This is a genomic window from Primorskyibacter sp. S187A, from assembly GCF_049800955.1.
In the GTDB taxonomy this organism is placed as follows: domain Bacteria; phylum Pseudomonadota; class Alphaproteobacteria; order Rhodobacterales; family Rhodobacteraceae; genus JAKVBH01.
In genome coordinates this window covers 1,830,692-1,847,653 of the sequence record NZ_JBNAGA010000001.1, presented here as the reverse complement: position 1 = coordinate 1,847,653, position 16,962 = coordinate 1,830,692, and the positions used below count along the sequence as shown (strand labels likewise).

15 protein-coding genes are annotated in these 16,962 nt (G+C 61.7%); 9 read left to right on the top strand and 6 right to left on the bottom strand.

The window, feature by feature from the left end; all coding sequences use genetic code 11:
- Positions 1–8 precede the first annotated feature (8 nt).
- Together ACP15S_RS09195 and ACP15S_RS09190 are read right to left on the bottom strand one after the other, a co-directional pair.
- Positions 9–971, bottom strand: a complete 963-nt coding sequence (locus ACP15S_RS09195; protein ID WP_425039268.1) for a YVTN family beta-propeller repeat protein — start codon at positions 969–971, stop codon at positions 9–11.
- Positions 972–1,050: 79 nt separating this feature from the next.
- A complete protein-coding gene (locus ACP15S_RS09190; RefSeq protein ID WP_425039267.1) occupies positions 1,051–2,217 on the bottom strand; it encodes an ABC transporter substrate-binding protein in 1,167 nt (388 codons plus the stop codon).
- A gap of 178 nt (positions 2,218–2,395) precedes the next feature.
- Here ACP15S_RS09190 and pedF point away from each other — a divergent pair, with 178 nt between their 5' ends.
- The 6 genes from pedF to ACP15S_RS09160 all read left to right on the top strand — a co-directional run bounded on the left by pedF (position 2,396) and on the right by ACP15S_RS09160 (position 8,457).
- Positions 2,396–3,070, top strand: coding sequence for a cytochrome c-550 PedF (gene pedF / locus ACP15S_RS09185; protein ID WP_425039266.1), 675 nt, complete (start codon positions 2,396–2,398; stop codon positions 3,068–3,070).
- 7 nt (positions 3,071–3,077) lie between these two features.
- A complete protein-coding gene (locus ACP15S_RS09180) occupies positions 3,078–4,001 on the top strand; it encodes a substrate-binding periplasmic protein (RefSeq protein WP_425039265.1) in 924 nt (307 codons plus the stop codon).
- Between the two features lie 106 nt (positions 4,002–4,107).
- Entirely contained in the window at positions 4,108–4,635 is a 528-nt protein-coding gene (locus ACP15S_RS09175) for a CoxG family protein (protein ID WP_425039264.1), read from the top strand.
- A gap of 51 nt (positions 4,636–4,686) precedes the next feature.
- Complete coding sequence (locus ACP15S_RS09170; RefSeq protein WP_425039263.1) at positions 4,687–5,172, top strand: (2Fe-2S)-binding protein; 486 nt, start codon at positions 4,687–4,689, stop codon at positions 5,170–5,172.
- 107 nt (positions 5,173–5,279) lie between these two features.
- Positions 5,280–7,652 (top strand): xanthine dehydrogenase family protein molybdopterin-binding subunit, encoded by a 2,373-nt coding sequence (locus tag ACP15S_RS09165; protein ID WP_425039262.1) that lies wholly within the window; start codon positions 5,280–5,282, stop codon positions 7,650–7,652.
- A 13-nt stretch (positions 7,653–7,665) separates the two neighbouring features.
- Complete coding sequence (locus tag ACP15S_RS09160; RefSeq protein ID WP_425039261.1) at positions 7,666–8,457, top strand: FAD binding domain-containing protein; 792 nt, start codon at positions 7,666–7,668, stop codon at positions 8,455–8,457.
- Positions 8,458–8,551: 94 nt separating this feature from the next.
- Here ACP15S_RS09160 and ACP15S_RS09155 read toward each other — a convergent pair whose 3' ends face one another.
- The gene (locus ACP15S_RS09155) at positions 8,552–10,609 is read right to left on the bottom strand and encodes a 4Fe-4S binding protein (protein ID WP_425039260.1); all 2,058 of its coding nucleotides are present in this window, start codon (positions 10,607–10,609) and stop codon (positions 8,552–8,554) included.
- Between the two features lie 86 nt (positions 10,610–10,695).
- Here ACP15S_RS09155 and ACP15S_RS09150 point away from each other — a divergent pair, with 86 nt between their 5' ends.
- Together ACP15S_RS09150 and ACP15S_RS09145 are read left to right on the top strand one after the other, a co-directional pair.
- Positions 10,696–11,463 carry an ABC transporter permease gene (locus tag ACP15S_RS09150; protein WP_425039259.1) on the top strand — a complete coding sequence of 256 codons (768 nt, stop codon included), beginning with the start codon at positions 10,696–10,698 and terminating at the stop codon, positions 11,461–11,463.
- Between the two features lie 115 nt (positions 11,464–11,578).
- Entirely contained in the window at positions 11,579–12,874 is a 1,296-nt protein-coding gene (locus tag ACP15S_RS09145; protein WP_425039258.1) for an MFS transporter, read from the top strand.
- 147 nt (positions 12,875–13,021) lie between these two features.
- Here the strand turns inward: ACP15S_RS09145 and ACP15S_RS09140 are convergent, their stop codons facing one another.
- A complete protein-coding gene (locus ACP15S_RS09140) occupies positions 13,022–14,035 on the bottom strand; it encodes an alpha/beta hydrolase family protein (RefSeq protein WP_425039257.1) in 1,014 nt (337 codons plus the stop codon).
- Positions 14,036–14,146: 111 nt separating this feature from the next.
- Here ACP15S_RS09140 and ACP15S_RS09135 point away from each other — a divergent pair, with 111 nt between their 5' ends.
- Positions 14,147–15,190, top strand: a complete 1,044-nt coding sequence (locus ACP15S_RS09135; RefSeq protein ID WP_425039256.1) for a helix-turn-helix domain-containing protein — start codon at positions 14,147–14,149, stop codon at positions 15,188–15,190.
- A gap of 95 nt (positions 15,191–15,285) precedes the next feature.
- Here ACP15S_RS09135 and ACP15S_RS09130 read toward each other — a convergent pair whose 3' ends face one another.
- Both ACP15S_RS09130 and ACP15S_RS09125 read right to left on the bottom strand, forming a co-directional pair.
- Complete coding sequence (locus ACP15S_RS09130) at positions 15,286–16,074, bottom strand: enoyl-CoA hydratase/isomerase family protein (protein ID WP_425039255.1); 789 nt, start codon at positions 16,072–16,074, stop codon at positions 15,286–15,288.
- Positions 16,071–16,928 carry a BadF/BadG/BcrA/BcrD ATPase family protein gene (locus ACP15S_RS09125; protein WP_425039254.1) on the bottom strand — a complete coding sequence of 286 codons (858 nt, stop codon included), beginning with the start codon at positions 16,926–16,928 and terminating at the stop codon, positions 16,071–16,073. The genes ACP15S_RS09130 and ACP15S_RS09125 overlap by 4 nt, the downstream gene beginning before the upstream one ends.
- Positions 16,929–16,962: the final 34 nt, after the last annotated feature.

The window sequence follows — 16,962 nt, the reverse complement described above, 5'->3', positions numbered from 1 at the left end:
GGCTTGGATCAGTTTGTTGGGCGGAATGCAGCGCCCCATGGGAAGCGTCCGACCTTGATGGTTTTGATCGCTTCGCGTTTGGCGACATCGATCACCGTCACGTCGCCCGAGACGCCGTTTGTCGTGAACAGCATCGAGCGGTCGGCGTTGAAGTCCATATGCCAGACGCGGCGGCCCACGAGGATGTAATCCTCGACCTCATAGGTCTCGGCATTGACAACGGCCACGTGGTTGGAGGGGCCAAGCGCCACGAAGGCGTGGGTATCGCCTTCGGTGAATTCGAATCCCACGGGCTGGACCCGGTCGGGGTGCACGCCTTTGACGTCGAAGTCGATTTTGGCCTGTTCGGTCTGTGTCGCGACATCGAAGATCGAGATCGTGCCGCCGATCTCGGCAGAGACCCACATCTCGGTCCCGTCCTTGACGAATTCGGCATGGCGGGGGCGGCTGTCGACCAGGGTATTGGCGAAGAGCTTTTGGGTCTCGGTATCGATCCAATGGGCCATGTTCGTGGTCTCGGAGGTGGTGATGGCGATCTTGCCATCGGGGCTGACCGCCATGCCTTCGGGCTCGATGCCCACGTCGATTTGCGCCACGACCTTGCGTTCCTTGGTGTCTACCACGGTTGTGATCGCGTCGTCTTCATTGGCGATGTAGAGGTGGCGGTCATCGGGATGCAGGACAAATTGTTCGGGGTCTTCGCCCGAGGGCAGATCGAAGAGGATCTTGCCGGTATTGGGGTCCATCGCCTGTACGGTATTGCTGTCGGAGGCGCAGATATAAAGGATCGAGAAGTCCTTGGAAAAGGTAATACCACGGGGGCGTTCGCCGGTCTCGAAGGTCTTGATGACCTCCAGTGTTTCGATGTCGATCACGGAGACCGTGTCGTCTTTCTCGTTGGAAATCCACATTTCATCGGCCAGCGCCGGTGTGGCGAGGAGGAGCGCGGCGAGGATCGGCGTCATCTTCATAGGTCGGTCCTTTCGGTAGCGGGGGAGCGAGGGGCCAGCCCCTCGCGCTCCCCGGAGTTTATGGAGCAAGATGAAGGGGTCACTGGAAGGCTGTGCACCGGCTTTCCGGTGCGTCAATGCCCAACGTGTCGAGCTCGGTGCTTTGGTGTAAAAAGCCCTCCAGCGGCGCGTTGGCGACAAGGGCGCGGGGCTGTGTCAGTGCGATGGGTTGGCGTAGTTGACCATTCCAGCCGCGGAAAGACAGCGGGCGGCCTTTGAAGCCTGCCAGTTCGAAATCCGGGCCCAGCAGGTAGGCGCGCAAGGTGGGCGCGTCGGAGGCACTTGTGCGGGTGACGGCTTCCCCGATCGCGCGCAGTGCGGCCCAGGCAGCGTAATCCTGCGCCAGCATATCGCGACCGGCGGCCTCCTCAAAGCGCGATTGCAGCTGGGCGGCGCCCCATTGTTCGATGACTCGGTCCCATGTTTTGGGCGTCAGGCCTTCGGAGCCTGCGACGGGGCGGGCTTCCCATGTGTTGTAGAGGATGTAGCGGCCGAAATCGTGGATTTCATCGGCGATGAGCAATGCGTCGTAATCGCCGAAGTCCTGTGTAAAAAGCGGCACTTCCTGTGCGGCGTTGCGGCGCATATCGGCGTCAAACACCCAGTCTTTCGTGTCCCGGATCTCGAGGCCGAATTTCGTGGCGGCGCGTTCGAGCGCGCTGGCGAAGGCCTGATCCTTGGCATGCTGGCCGCGAATCATCACCAGATCAGACCAGCGGCGTTTGACCATGAATTGCATGAGCGCATCGGCGCGCATGGCATAAGAGGGCACGGTGTGCAGGAGGTTGGCCTGGCAGGCGTCCGCGCGCAGGGCGTCGTCCTCGGCAGCCACATTAAAGAGCAGCTTGGAGCTCATGTCTGGCAAGGCTGCAATTTCCGCCACCGCTTCCATCGGCCCATCCAGAACAATCAGATCGCCTTCCAGCGCCTGCGCCGCTTCGGCCGGGGCCGCGCCCAGAGGCACGGTCACAACGTTCAGCTCGTAGGATTGTCCGAGAAACCGTCCGGTCGTCGCGTTGTCTTGCAGGCCAACCTCCGCGCCCGCCAAGCCCAGATCTTCGGGAATGGGATCGAGGTTGGACAGGACGGGCGGGGCTTCCTGCTCAATCTTGAGATAGGTCACCGAGACGCTGACATCGGCCTGAGCTGCTGTCAGGCTTGCGCACGTCAAAGCGATGCACACGATCAGGCGGCAGCTGTAGGTCATTTTGTTCTCCCTTGGGATGTACCAAAGCAAGTGTGGTGTGTGATCGGAATAGGACCTTCGTACCGTCCGGGCGGCCTGACACGCGGCGGGCCGCCGCAGGGCAACCAAAGTCCAATATCGCTGGGAGGGCACTCTGCCGTATCAGAGGGTCAAACGGGAGATCGAAGGAGTGATCGAGATGCCCAGACTTATGCCTATTGCCATTGCCGCGATTGCGGCGGCCACGCTTGTGAACGCCCATGGCGATGTTGCGCCGCAGCCGGTCAACACGGACGAACTGCCCGACATCGGTGAGGAATGGCTCATTGAAAACCCCTTCCGCGCAGCCGCTGTCGGGGAGGAGGCCTGGGCCAAGGCGATTGAGATCGGCGCATCGGGTTACAATCAGAACTGCGCACGTTGCCATGGGCTAGAGGTGATCTCGGGCGGTCTCGCGCCGGATTTGCGCTTCCTTGAAGCTGAGGAATATGGCGATGAGTGGTATATGGAACGCTTCATCAGCGGCTATACCCAAAACGGGACAACCAAGATGCCCGCGTTTGGCGAGCTTCTGGGCCAAAAGGCCGGTTGGGCCATTCGCACCTATATCGAGACGCGCCCTGATGATGACTCCATGGCGGAGTATTCCGATGAGCTGAAGGCGATCCGTGATGCGTTGAATGATGGCTCTGCGACGGATCTTGAGGCCACCAAGGCGCGTCTTGTCGCGATTGCGGCAGAGATCGAGACGCTCTCCGGTGCGCCCGTGGCTGACAGTGCGGCGTCCCGCGCGGTCGCATCACTTGATGGCTCGGAGACCGGCGTGAAACGCGCTGTTGAGGCATTGACCATTGGTTTGTCTGCCGCGCAATAATCCGGTCATGACACCAGTGACCTCTTTTACAGCACCTCTGCTCCTGGCCCTTGCGGCGGTCGCTTTTGCGCCGTCGCAGGTGGCCGCCAATGATCCTTGCGCGGATTACGTCCCGCAGCCCAAGCCGCAGAACGCGAGCCGGGATATTGTGGGTCAGGAACTGGATGAAATCATTGATCGCGGCTGGATGGAGTTCGCGGTCTATGAAGATTACCCGCCCTACAGCTGGCGCGAAGCGGGCACCCGCAAGGCCAAGGGCATTGATATCGAGATTGCCAAGCTGATTGCTGCGGATCTGGGGGTTGAGCCCCGGTTCAGCTTTGTGGCGGCAGGAGAGAATCTCGAGGCGGATTTGCGCTTCAATCTCTGGCGCGGGGCGCTGATCGGGGGGCGGATCGCCAATGTGATGATGCGTGTGCCTTATGACAGTGCTTTCAAATGCCGGGTCGAACAGGTTGTTTTCACAGGGCAATATGGCGGCGAGAGTATCGCGATTGCCTATGATGATGCGCATTACGACGAGGATGAGGCGCCCACGCCGGCCTATTTCCGATTTGACACGGTGGCGGTGGAAAACGACTCGATTGCGGATTTCTATCTGTCGAGCTTCGCGGGTGGGCAAGTGACGGGCAATGTGCGTCGCTACCCCTCGATGGAGGCCGCGATGGACGCCCTGAACGCAAACGAGGTCAACGCGGCCATGGGGCCGTTGAGCCAGCTGGAATTTCATGCCGAGGACGACACGATTGTGCATCAGCCGCCATTGGCGGGATTTGCAAAGTCTTCCTGGACCCTCGGGGTTGGGGTGAATTTCCGGTACCGCCCGCTGTCCTATGCGGTCGATGATGCGATCTGGGCAGCGCTTGATGATGGCCGTATTCAGGCCATCCACGATGATTTTGGTGTCAGTTTTCAACCGCCTGAACGGTAGCCTTTTGTAGGCATCCTCAGGCACGGGCGCGGACATGCGCCACCATAGTCTTATACCCGGGGGGCAGGCGGGAGCCTAACCTCCCGCTTGGAGAGGGAGAATTTCCATGCACCTGACCGATTCCCGCGAGATCGCCGCCCCACCGCAAGAGGTGTGGAATGCCATTCTGGATCCCGAGGTGCTCATGGCCTGTGTGCCGGGGTGCCAGGAGATGGAAGGCACGGCGCAAGACGGCTTTCATGCCACGGTGGTTCAAAAGGTCGGACCTGTGAAGGCGACCTTCAAGGGGGCCGTTACGCTCTCGGAGATGAACGAGCCTGAAAGCCTGACATTGTCAGGCGAGGGCAAGGGCGGAGCGGCCGGGTTTGCCAAGGGCGGCGCGAATGTGCGCCTTGTGCCCAGCGAGACGGGCACGCTGCTGGAATATGACGTGGAAGCCAAGGTCGGCGGCAAGCTGGCGCAGCTGGGGTCCCGGATTATTGACGGGTTCGCCAAGAAGATGGCGGATCAGTTTTTCCGCAATCTGCAGGAGCAGATCGAAGGTCCGGCGGAGCCGGAAGCGGACAGCGATGCTGATGCCGACGCAGGTGATGGCGAGAAGAAAAAGGGCTGGTTCAAGAAGCTCGTAAGCTGACCGGGACCGCGCCACGAGAGACAAAGAGATACGGACGAAGGGAGGAATTTCATGTCCAAGGTTGAAATGACCGTGAACGGCAAGGCCGTCAGCGGCGACGCAGCGGGGAATACGTTGCTGACCGAATTTCTGAGGGAGGAACTTCGGCTCACAGGGACGCATGTTGGCTGCGATACATCGCAATGCGGGGCCTGTGTGGTTCACGTCAATGGCGAGGCTGTCAAAGCCTGCACCATGTTTGCCGCTGAGGCCGCAGGTGCCGAGGTGACGACCATCGAAGGCATGGCCAATGCCGATGGCTCGCTTGGTGTCATCCAGGCGGCCTTTCAGGAGCATCATGGTCTGCAATGCGGATTTTGCACGCCAGGTATGGTGATGTCTGCGGCAGCGCTTCTGAAAGAGAACCCCAAGCCCAGCGAAGCTGAGGTCCGGGATTATCTGGAGGGCAATATCTGCCGCTGCACCGGCTACCACAATATCGTGAAAGCCATCATGGCGGCGTCCGGTCAGGACGTGGGCGCCATCGCGGCAGAGTAATCACTTTAGATTAACCGCCGGGGGCCAGCCCCCGGACCCCCGGAGTTTATCTGGCAAGATGAAGAGGGGTTCGGGCGTTTGAGCGCATCGGCATTTGGGAGGCAAGCATGCCAAAAGATCACGGAATTGGCGCCAGCACGAAGCGGCGCGAAGACGTCCGGTTTCTGACAGGGGCCGGAAACTACACAGATGACATCAATGTTCATGGCCAGGCCTATGTGCATTTCCTGCGCTCGGATGTGGCCCATGGCAAGATCAATGGGATCGACACGGGCGCGGCCGCCGCGATGCCCGGTGTCGTGCGCATTTTCACTGGCGCGGATTTTGAAGGCGTAGGCGGTTTGCCCTGTGGCTGGCAGGTAACCGACAAGAACGGTGCGCCCATGCAGGAGCCGGCCCACCCGGTTCTGGCGCAAGGCAAAGTGCGCCATGTGGGCGATCCGATTGCTGCTGTGGTGGCCGACAGCCTCGAGCAGGCGCGCGATGCGGCTGAGGCCATCGAGGTGGACATCACCGAGCTTGATCCGGTGGTCGATATGAAAGCGGCTGTGGCCGGTGGCGCGAAGGTGCATGACGATCTGACGTCGAACCTGTGCTACGACTGGCAGTTTGGGTCAGAGACAGCGGATGTGGAGAAGGCCTTTGCAGAGGCGGCCCATGTCACCACGCTTGAGCTGATCAACCAGCGTATGGTCGCCAACCCGATGGAGCCGCGTGTGGCCGTGGGCGATTATGCCCGCGCCAATGATGAGAGCACGCTCTACACCACATCACAAAACCCGCACGTCATCCGCCTTTTGATGGGCGCGTTTGTTCTGGGCATTCCGGAGCACAAGCTGCGCGTTGTGGCGCCCGATGTGGGCGGTGGTTTTGGCACGAAGATCTTCCATTATGCGGAAGAGGCCTTTTGTACCTTTGCGGCAAAAGCCTGCAACCGCGCGGTCAAATGGACGGCGTCGCGCTCGGAAGCCTTTATGTCGGATGCCCATGGCCGTGATCACGTGACCACGATCAAGCTGGCGCTCGACAAGGACAACAACTTCACCGCCGTGCACACAGACACCTATGCCAATATGGGCGCCTATCTCTCGACCTTCGCGCCATCTGTTCCGACATGGCTGCACGGCACGCTCATGGCGGGCAATTACAAGACGCCCAATGTGCAGGTGAACGTGAAAGCGGTCTTTACCACGACTGTGCCTGTGGATGCCTATCGCGGCGCGGGCCGTCCGGAGGCGACGTTCCAGCTCGAGCGCGTGATCGACAAGGCTGCGCGGGAATTGGGCGTGGATCCCATTGCCCTGCGCCGTCAGAACTTCGTGACGCAATTCCCCTATGCCACGCCAGTGGCGGTGGAATATGACACGGGCGATTACAATGCCACGATGGACAAGATGGAAGAGCTCATGGATCTCTCCGGGTTCGAGGCGCGCCGCAAGGCGTCGGAAGCCAAGGGGATGCTGCGCGGGCTTGGCATCAATTGCTTCATCGAGGCCTGCGGTATCGCGCCGTCAAACCTCGTGGGTCAGCTGGGCGCTCGGGCCGGTCTCTATGACGCGGCCACGGTTCGGGTGAATGCCACGGGCTCAATCTCCGTCATGGTGGGCGCGCATTCCCACGGGCAGGGCCATGAGACGGCCTTCCCGCAGGTTGTGGCCGAGATGATCGGTATCCCTGAGGATCAGATCGACATCGTGCATGGCGACACCTCCAAGATCCCGTTTGGCATGGGCACCTATGGCTCGCGCTCGATTGCGGTCTGTGGCTCGGCCATGGTGCGGGCGACCGAGAAGATCATCAACAAATCCAAGAAGATTGCCGCCCACCTGCTCGAAGCCGCGGAAGCGGATATCGAGCTGAAGGACGGTCAGTTCTCGGTCGCAGGTACCGACAAATCGGTTGCCTGGGGGGATGTGACGCTCGCGGCGTATGTGCCGCACAACTACCCGCTCGAGGATATCGAGCCGGGCCTTGAGGAGACGGCGTTCTACGATCCGGCCAACTTCACATACCCTGCGGGCGCCTATGCCTGTGAGGTGGAGGTTGACCCCGAAACGGGCGTGACCTCGATCGAGAAGTTCGTCTCGGCGGATGATTTCGGCAATGTCATCAACCCGATGATCGTCGAAGGTCAGGTCCACGGCGGCATCGCGCAAGGGATCGGGCAGGCGCTGCTTGAGAATTGCGCCTACGACGAGAACGGCCAGCTGCTCAGCGCATCCTATATGGATTACGCCATGCCGCGGGCCGATGATCTGCCCAATCTGGACAGCTACATGGTCGATCACTCCTGTCAGACACCGTGTACCCACAACCCGCTTGGGGTGAAGGGCTGCGGTGAAGCCGGGGCCATTGGCTCGCCGCCCACAGTGATCAACGCGATTGTGGACGCCCTGCAATCGGGCGGTCACAAGGTCGATCACATCGACATGCCGGCCACGCCTTCGCGCGTCTGGGCCGCCATGAACAACGCCAGCTAAGGAGGCTCTCGATATGTATAGCTTTGATTTCGAACGGCCATCCTCGGTGGCGGATGCAGTGGCAGCTCTTGGGGCCGACGAGGCGCAGGCGCTTGGGGGTGGGCAAACGCTCATCCCGACGCTCAAGCAACGTCTGGCCAGCCCCAGCGTATTGGTGAGCCTCTCGGGTATTGCCGAGATGCAGGGCGTCTGCACGGGCGATGATGGCGCCGTCTGTATCGGTGGCGGCACAACCCATGCCACTGTGGCACGGGAAGCGGCATCGCTCTATCCGGCGCTGGCTGATCTTGCGGGCAACATCGGCGATCCGGCGGTGCGCAACCGTGGCACCATCGGTGGCTCAGTGGCCAATAACGATCCGGCGGCATGCTATCCGTCTGCTGTGCTGGGCTCGGGTGCAACTGTCGTGACCAATACGCGCGAAATCGCGGCGGACGACTACTTCCAGGGCATGTTCACGACAGCTCTGGAAGAGGGCGAGATCGTCACGGAAGTGCGCTTCCCGGTCCCGGAAAAGGCCGCCTACGCCAAGTTTGAACAACCTGCGTCGCGCTTTGCGATGGTTGGTGTCTTTGTTGCGAAATACGCGGACGGTGTGCGCGTTGCTGTGACGGGGGCCTCTGAAGAAGGTGTCTATCGCTGGTCAGAAGCGGAGGCGGCCTTGTCGTCGAACTTCTCGGCCGATGCGCTCAATGGCGTGTCTGTCTCAGGCGATGGCATGATCTCCGATCTGCATGGCTCGGGCGATTACCGCGCCCATCTCGTGGGCGTCATGACGCGCCGCGCGGTTGCCGCAGCAGGCTAGGCCACACAAAAGTCGAACCAAGGCCCGTCGCAGGCGACTGCGGCGGGTTTTATTATGGGCTGATGCTGGATAAGGGGAGCCGTGCGTTGGAGCCTTAGCCCGCCCGCGCCGCCTTCTTTGCGGCAAGGATCAAGGGCACGCATTGTGTCTCATCATCATGGATCGTGACACAGTCTAGACATTGGAAACATTCGGAATACTGGATTTCGCCGGACTTCGCGATGGCCCCGTAGTTGCACTTCACCTTGCACAGCTGGCAGGGGCTGCCGCAAGCCTCGCGCCGTTCGATCCAATCGCGCCCGCGCAGCACGCCGCCAATGGCCATGAAGGCCCCGAGCGGGCACAGATATCGGCAAAAGCCTTTGTAAAGCACCATAGCGCCCAAAAGCAGACCCAGAGCATAGGCGACGTAGTACCATTCGCGGATGAAAAAGGTGGTGATGGCCGTTTTGAAAGGCTCGACCTCAGCGGCCTTCTCCGTGGCGCCGGGGGCTGCGAAGGTCACGATGATCAGACCGGCCAGAACGCCGTATTTGAGGGCTTTCAACCGGGTATCCCAGGGCTCTGAAGGCATCCATTGCGGCAGGCGCAAGAGGCGGCCCAAATGATGCGCAAATTCCTGCAGCGCGCCAAAGGGGCAAAGCCAGCCGCAGAAATAGCCACGGCCCCACAGGACAAATCCGATGATCGCAGCCGCCCAGACCAGAAGAGAGACCGGATCATAGACGAGAAACCCGAATGAGCCGCCCTCGACGGTGGCGCGCAATGTGCCCAGAACGGTCACGATGGAGAGCTGCGCCTGCGCCCACCAGCCGATGTAGCCCACGACAAAGGCCAGAATGCCAAGGCGCAGCGGCGTGAATGCGGCAAGACCTGCGACGCGCGATTGGCCGAAGAAGAGCAGGGCGGTCAACCCCAACAGGAACGTGCCGATAACGGCCAAGTCGACTTGCCGCGCGATCAGGGCTTCCAGCCATGCGGGCCGGGGTTCGGGCGGAATGTCCTGCCAGAAATAGGCCGCCGGTGCGGCATGGGTCAACGTGAACTGGCGCGTGCCGACCTCCGGTTGAAAGACGCCGTGATGGCGCAGCGTCGTGACGGCCAACTCCCAGTCACGGGTCGGATCAAGGCCCAGCCGCCGGTCTGTCCGCAGCACCATGGCCGTGCCGTCCCTGAGCGCGTCGGGCAGAGCGTCGTTGAGTTCGACGTAGAGATCGGCATCCCGCAAGGCGATGGGCAGGCTGTCTTGCGTGGCCGCGAGCCAATCGGGGGCGGTGTTTCGGATGAACGTATCGGAAACAAGCCCATGGCGGGCCGTTTCGATCACCAAAAGCGGCTCATCAAAGGTCGAGACCTGCATGAAATCTTCGAGCTCTTCCAATGTCCCGGGGGCCAACACCCCGCGCGCCACGGCGCGTGGTCCGATGTCGATGAGCCAGAGATCAATATAGGGCGCGTCCGGGGACGCCAGCGCCTCGGGATCATCATCGTCCCATTTCGTCCCGTCAAAGGCCGCTTGCACCTGGCCATTGTTGACCACGAGCCGCGAGACATGGCCCTCGGCCACAAGTCTCTCCCAAGACAGCGTGCCCTCGCTGTCCAGCACGGGTTGAAGCGGTGGGCCGCTTGCAATGCCTTGCATCTTTTCCCGCGCGACCGCGAAGGCCGCGGCCAGCAGGCTTTCGTGGGCGATCCGCACCGAAGCCGTGGCCTTGGTCACGCCATCGAGATAGCGCAGCGACGAGCCTTCGGAGCCGCTGCCATAAGGCGTTCCCACGACGATGGTATCGGCCAGCGTGAGGCCCGCGTATTGCTCAAAGAAGGCATGAAACGGACGCTCGCCCAGACCGGAGACGAAAATCGGCTCGTTATGGGTGATGAGCCGCGCATCCAGAAAGCGCCCATCCAGATCCATCGCCAGAAAGACATTGATGACCGCCCCGGAAAAGCCCGGCAGGGGGGCAAGATATTCTGTCTCCAAGGCATAGCCCGCAGGCTTGTCGTATTGATCCTTGAGCTCCCAGACGCCATTGCCGAAATTCTCGCCCAGGGTCATCGGCGTGGTGACAAAACGCGCCATTTCCGCGCGTGTCAGCGGCTCGGCCAGCACAACAAAAGGCCACAACAGAAAACACAGGATCCAGATGCGCATGCAGCAAACCTATTGGCGCGGGTGGCGCAGGAATATGCGACCTTTGTCGCGGCGCATATGGGGGCGGCTTTTGGCATCTTGGCGCCATGGATCGCGCCCCACATATCACCTTCGTGCTCTCGCTCACGGGGCTTTTTGCGCTCTGGGTCTTTGCGGCGTGGTTGACCGATGATGCCGAAGTGCTGGCCTCGCCTTTTGCCGTGGCCCGGATCATTGGCGCGGAATGGGCCTCGGGCGATCTTTGGTTTCATATGTCGGCCACCTTGCTGCGCGTGGCGGCGGCCTTCATCGCAGCCATGACCATTGGCGGCGCGCTCGGCTTGGCTATGGGGCTCAATCAAAGCGCGGATCGCTGGTTGTCTCCGTGGATTTCCGTTTTTCTCAACATGCCCGCGCTGGTGGTGATTGTGCTGTGCTACCTGTGGATCGGCCTCAATGAAGTCGCGGCCGTGACGGCTGTAGCGGTGAACAAGGCGGCCATGGTCGCGGTGACGTTGCGCGAGGGCGTCAAGGCGCGGGATGCGGCGCTGGGTGATTTGGGCCGTGTCTACCATCTGAGCTGGAGTACGCGGTTTGCCCATGTGATCTGGCCCCAGCTTGCGCCTTATGTGGCGGTGGCTGCGCGCAATGGGTTGGCCATTATCTGGAAGATTGTTCTGGTCGTGGAGTTTCTCGGCCGCTCCAACGGGGTCGGCTTTCAGATCCACCTCTATTTTCAGCTCTTTGAGACCGCTACGGTCCTGGCCTATGCGGTCAGCTTTGTAGCTGTGATGATGGCCATTGAATACCTTGTGATCGCCCCCTGGGAGCGACACGTGACCCTCTGGCGCCGTGCAGCTGCGGGCAGTGCGTGATCTATAGGTGGGTCTCACCCGACACGGTCATGATCTAACCGGCGAACCCCAGACCCAATGAGCACGCGGCGAGAGCGCTCTTGTGCATACAGCCGCAAATACTCAAGCTGGCGCCATGGCCACGGAAATCGAGTTCTCCACCAAGACCCTCTCGGACACGGCGCGACGGCATATCCGCGTTTTTCAAGGGCATCAGTTCCTTGATCGGTTTGCCATGGGGCTCACTGTTGCGGTTGTGGCGCTTGCGCTGAGTGATCGTGGCATGGATCTGTTTCAGATCTCTCTCCTCTTCGGCGTCTATGCGATCACAACGCTTGCCATGGAGCTGCCGTTTGGCGGCTTGGCTGATGCCATAGGGCGCAAACCGGTTTTTCTTACTGCGGTCGTGGCCAGCCTGTTGTCGCTGGCGCTGTTCCTGTCATCCAGTGACTTTGGCGTTTTGGCGCTCTCCTTTGTCTGCATCGGGTTTGGACGCGCGCTCAGGTCGGGCACGCTGGATGCGTGGTTTGTCGAGACGTTCAGGGCTGCTGCGCCGAACGTTGACGTCCAACCGGCTCTTGCCAAGGCGCAATGGGCCAATGCCATGGGGCTGGCGTGCGGCGCCATTCTGGGCGGTGTGCTTCCCGATGTCTTCGGGGCGGCAGCCCTCGCGTACGGGACCAGCGTCTATGACGCCTCTTACGTCGCGAGCTTCGGGGTGATGATTGGCGTGCTGATTTATACCATGATCGCTATCAACGAGCCGCCGCGTCCTCTCAACCCGCGCGCGCTCAAAGAGGGGTTTCGCACGGTCCCATCGGTGATCGCGGAGGCAGCGCTGCTGGCCTTGAAACACCCGACATTGTCCCTGCTTCTGGCCGCGCTGGCGCTTTTTCTGATGGCGACCAACCCGGTTGAGGTAATCTGGCCCACCCATGCCAAGCCGATGGTGGAGGCGGCGTTTGCCAACACTGCCATTGGCGCGTTGACGGCGGGGTACTTCTTCGCGATTGCTTTTGGTGCGGCGCTCTCGCCACGCATAAGCCGCATATTCAGACGCCGCCACGCGGTCACGCTCGCAGCCCTCTTTTGCGCGCTCGCCTTTGGTCAGGTCGCTCTGGCGATGCAGGGCAATATCCTTGGCTTTGTTGGCGTCTTTCTCGTGTACTCCGTCATTCTCGGGGCCTGTGACACGCCGGCCAGTAGTATTCTGCACAGCTGCGTCGAAGATCGGCAGCGATCCACGATGCTCTCGCTGCGCTCTCTCATACAGCAAATGGGCGCTGCATCGGGATTGGTCCTCGCGGGCGCGGTGGCAGAGATGTATGCGACGCCCGTCGCATGGAGCCTTGGGGCCGTCTGTCTTCTGGTGGCAGCCGTGCTGAGTTTGGGACTGGCCCGGCGCTTGGCGGGGGCGTCCGGGCCTTTATGACGCTCTGGCGTAGATCTATTGGAGATTTGGGAGCCAGGGGTGTGGTCAGAGACCAACCAAAAGCGCGCGCCCGGGAAATCGCGTGCGACCTCTGAATGGTGACATTAGAGGTCGCACGGCAGGTGGCACTGAGACTGGCCGATTGCCTTAGAGGTTCAGCCCCGAAGCAATCACATCAATCAGCTGGCCGTGGGTCTTTTTGCGGTCCGCGCCGTCCGGGTCGGAGCAGATCGGATCGTCCCCTTCTTCTGCCAGCAAGGCCGCAGCGCCGGGCTTGCACACACCGAGGAAGGTGAAATGGTTGGCCGGGGCAATCTCGATGTAATTGGTATCGGGCAGCCGCTGCGCCAGATCATTGCCCGCAGGACCCACATCCGCCGCGCCCAGACGATCCGCATCGCCAAGGTTGATGAGGGTTATCCCACTGAGCGCGCCGTCCAGTGTTTCCGGAACGGCGGAGCCACCGAACCCGGGATCAATGATAACGGCGCGGGTGATCCGGGCATCGCGGGTATCAGCCGCATATCCGGGGTAATCCGCAAATCTCACGCCGCCACGCCGGAAAAACGCGCAATCCGCCGCATCGGGACCAGTTGTGCAATTCTCATCCTGCACAGCGCCGTCAAAGCGCACACCGGCCAGACCCAGCGCCGTGGCACCGCCCAGAGAAAAGCCCACAACGCCGATCTGGCTTTGATCGATGAAGGGCGCGAAGGCGGGATCTGCCAACGCCATGTCGAGCGCCGCGGACAAGTCGTTTGCCCGCGCATCAAGGTCCACGGAGCGGCGCGGTGAGCTGTCTCCGCTGGTGGATCCGGGATGGTTCACGGCCAGCACAATCGCGCCCCGCGCCACAAGACCGCTGGTCAACCATCCGAGGCTGTCGGCATTCCCGCCGGACCCATGGGACAACAGCACAAGCGGATGTGGCCCTTCCGCGATGGCCGGGCCCATGAAGGCAAAGGTCGGATCGAAGATCGGCCCATCCCCGACCGGCGCGCGATATGTCGGATTGGCCGCCGGATACCAGATCGAGGCTGCGATGGGCCGCGCCCGATGGTCGGCCATCAGATCGAACCGGTCGTAGCCGGGCAGCATATCAGCCGCCGCAGGCATGGTGTGCGACAGGGCCAGAAAGGAAAGAAAAGCGAGACGTTTCATGGGAACCTCCGTTTTGAACGTTGGCCTGTTGATGCGGGGAAAAATGAGTCCTCGCGTCCTGTTTTCGGGATTCAGGTCGTCACAATCCGGTTTTTGGACCATAGTGCGCCCATGCCTATGCTTCCGATCCCTGCTTTCGTTGCCCTTGTTCTGGGGTATCTGGCCTTGCGTACATTTCTGTCCGGCGGGCGGCCCTTGTTGGTCGCGTTTCTTGGGGCCTGTGCGCTGCAATCAGGCCTTGTCACGCTGGTGGGCGGTTATGGGATGGACGCCTTGCGCCCCATATTGCCCGTCAGCGCAACCATCATTCCGCCGCTGGCCTGGGTCACCTTTCAGGACGCATTGGTCAGCCGCAATCAGTTGCGCGGGGTCGCCGTGCATGGCGCGGCGCCGGCGTTTTCGCTGTTTTGCAGCCTCTTTGCGCCGCAGACGACGGATTTTGTCATACCGCTGGTCTTTGTCGCTTACGGCGGGGCGATCTTGCTCGAGCTGCGCCGCGCCTCCGACATGCCTCTGGCCCGTTTGGACGCGGGGCATATCCCGGCTGCGATCTGGCAAGCGCTTGGCTGGGCTCTGATTGCATCGGCGTTCAGTGACGTCTTGATCGCTATGGCCTTCGCCACGGGGCATGCGGCATGGACGGGCTGGATGATCACGGTCTCGTCTTCTTTGGTGCTGCTGTTTGTGGGGATGCTCAGCGGGAACCCCGCGGCCTCGGGCACGGCAGGAGAGGCTACCGCCCAGAGTACCGCGCCACCGCCGCCGCCCGAAACCAGTCAGGAGGATGTCGAGATCGTCGCGGCGCTGGAGGCGTTTTTGAGGCGCGAGCCCATGCATCTGGATCCCAACCTGACCTTGGCGCGTCTGGCCCGGCGGTTGCATCTTCCCGAAAAGCGCTTGTCCACGGCGGTCAATCGCGCGACCGGGGCCAATGTTTCGCGCTATATCAACTCGTGGCGTATCCGCCACGCCTGTGGACTGATCGAGGCAGGGCGGAGCGTCACGGATGCGATGCTGGAGAGCGGCTTCAACACGAAGTCGAATTTCAATCGTGAGTTTCTGCGCGAGACGGGCGTGGCACCCAGCAAGTGGCCGCGCAAAGCATCCGAGACCGATACGGTGACGCCCATCAGCGCGTCCCCGGGCGGCGCGTGACCTACAGCACTGCGCGAAAAACATGACTCACGAAAAAACCGCCAAGCAACGGCTTTCTCGTGATGCTCAACATATCAGGTTTCCGTCGACGTGCTTTAGCTGCCGCGAAAGACCGGATCGCGTTTTTCGTTGAACGCCGCGACGCCTTCGCGGCGGTCTTGCGTGACGTAGGTCTGGTTGTAGCAGGCGATTTCGAACTCCAGCCCGTCGGACAGGCTCATCTGCGCGCCTCGCGTGATGGCGCGTTTGGCCTGCCGCGTGGCGACCGGGGCGTTTTTGGCAATGCGTGTGGCGCAGTCCAGAGCGGCGGGGAGGAGGTCTGCGTTGTCAAACACGGCGTTGATCAATCCCCAGTTGTGGGCCTCTTCGGCGGAAAAGACGCGGGCTGACAGGATGAGCTCCATGGCACGGGCCGTGCCGATCTTGCGCGCCAGCGTCTGGGTGCCGCCTGCGCCGGGAATAATGCCAATGCGGGTTTCGGTTTGTGCAAATTTCGCAGAGCGCGCGGCATAGGCGAAATCAACCGCCGCCGCCAGTTCGCATCCACCGCCGTAAGCCGCGCCATTGATCGCACCGATCACGGGCACCGGGCAATTCAGTATCGCGCGCACCATGCGTTCATACACCAGGTGTTGCGCCTGCCATGCGGCATCACTCATCCCCAGACGTTGTTTGAGATCGCCTCCCGCGCAAAACGCGCGCTCGCCAGCGCCGGTTAACACGATTGCGCGGATATCGTCCGTGTCGACCTGATAGCGTTCAAATGCGTCGACCAGCTCTGTCGCCATCTCCGTGTTGAACGCATTGGAGACCTCGGGCCGGTTGAGCGTGATCTGATGCACATGTGGCGCAGGCGTGCTCACAAGGAGGGTGTCATAGCTCATTCGACCATCTCCGAGGCAATCAGAAGGGCACCATCAAGCCCGCCCGCCTCGGGCGGCATCAGGGCGTCCTGCACATCCGGCGGCAGGACCCTTGTATAACTGTCGGCCAGCCCACCTGTGAAACACAGGGGCATGCCCGGCTCCCACCCCAGCGTGGCGAGTGTTTCAATGACATAGGCCCGGCCCCGGCGCAGCAATTCTCGCGCATTGCGATCGCCCGCATCGGAGGCGGCCACGATTTCGGGGGCGAGTGCTGCATAATCCTGCGGCGCTGCTTTGAGCGATTGGGCAACAAGGCCCGGCGCACCGCGGTAACGCTCAAGAAGGCTCTCGGTCAGTGGGCTCTCGGGAACAAGCCCGTCCACGCTGGCCAATGTGATGGCGAAGGCTTCGCGCCCCAGCCAGGCCCCCGAGGCCTCGTCGCCCAGCCGCAACCCCCAGCCGCCCGCCAGCCGGATCCGGCCGTTTTGCTGAATGGCGAAGAATGATCCTGTCCCAATGCCCACCATGGCACCGTCCCGGCTGCCCAAAGCGCCGCGCAGCGCAATGGCGCGATCATCGAGAATACGGGCATAGCTCAAGCGCAGCGCATCGGAGATATCGGGACGGGGGTCTCCGGCGACAACGCCCGCAAGGCCCAGACAGGCGGGCAGAGCGCGCACTGCGCCACGGTCCATCCCGGCCTGTGCGGCGAGGCGATCCAGCCCGGCGGACAATTCCCTGAGCGCACCGGCCAGATCGGTGGATACATTGCAGGGGCCGCCCTCAACCTCGAACCGGGCGTCTTCACGCACCAGTGCAAGGCGACATCCCGTGCCGCCACCGTCAACGCCGATGAACGTATTTCCCCCCATGGGCCAACTGCATCCGATCCGCGTCAGGTGATCA

Bases quoted from the DNA above. Each gene is read 5' to 3' on its own strand.
- ACP15S_RS09150 (WP_425039259.1), top strand. From the start codon at position 10,696: ATGGATCGCGCCCCACATATCACCTTCGTGCTCTCGCTCACGGGGCTT.
- ACP15S_RS09135 (WP_425039256.1), top strand. From the start codon at position 14,147: ATGCCTATGCTTCCGATCCCTGCTTTCGTTGCCCTTGTTCTGGGGTAT.
- ACP15S_RS09175 (WP_425039264.1), top strand. From the start codon at position 4,108: ATGCACCTGACCGATTCCCGCGAGATCGCCGCCCCACCGCAAGAGGTG.
- ACP15S_RS09160 (WP_425039261.1), top strand. From the start codon at position 7,666: ATGTATAGCTTTGATTTCGAACGGCCATCCTCGGTGGCGGATGCAGTG.
- ACP15S_RS09145 (WP_425039258.1), top strand. From the start codon at position 11,579: ATGGCCACGGAAATCGAGTTCTCCACCAAGACCCTCTCGGACACGGCG.
- ACP15S_RS09170 (WP_425039263.1), top strand. From the start codon at position 4,687: ATGTCCAAGGTTGAAATGACCGTGAACGGCAAGGCCGTCAGCGGCGAC.
- ACP15S_RS09155 (WP_425039260.1), bottom strand. From the start codon at position 10,609: ATGCGCATCTGGATCCTGTGTTTTCTGTTGTGGCCTTTTGTTGTGCTG.
- ACP15S_RS09195 (WP_425039268.1), bottom strand. From the start codon at position 971: ATGAAGATGACGCCGATCCTCGCCGCGCTCCTCCTCGCCACACCGGCG.
- pedF (WP_425039266.1), top strand. From the start codon at position 2,396: ATGCCCAGACTTATGCCTATTGCCATTGCCGCGATTGCGGCGGCCACG.
- ACP15S_RS09190 (WP_425039267.1), bottom strand. From the start codon at position 2,217: ATGACCTACAGCTGCCGCCTGATCGTGTGCATCGCTTTGACGTGCGCA.
- ACP15S_RS09130 (WP_425039255.1), bottom strand. From the start codon at position 16,074: ATGAGCTATGACACCCTCCTTGTGAGCACGCCTGCGCCACATGTGCAT.
- ACP15S_RS09180 (WP_425039265.1), top strand. From the start codon at position 3,078: ATGACACCAGTGACCTCTTTTACAGCACCTCTGCTCCTGGCCCTTGCG.
- ACP15S_RS09165 (WP_425039262.1), top strand. From the start codon at position 5,280: ATGCCAAAAGATCACGGAATTGGCGCCAGCACGAAGCGGCGCGAAGAC.
- ACP15S_RS09125 (WP_425039254.1), bottom strand. From the start codon at position 16,928: ATGGGGGGAAATACGTTCATCGGCGTTGACGGTGGCGGCACGGGATGT.
- ACP15S_RS09140 (WP_425039257.1), bottom strand. From the start codon at position 14,035: ATGAAACGTCTCGCTTTTCTTTCCTTTCTGGCCCTGTCGCACACCATG.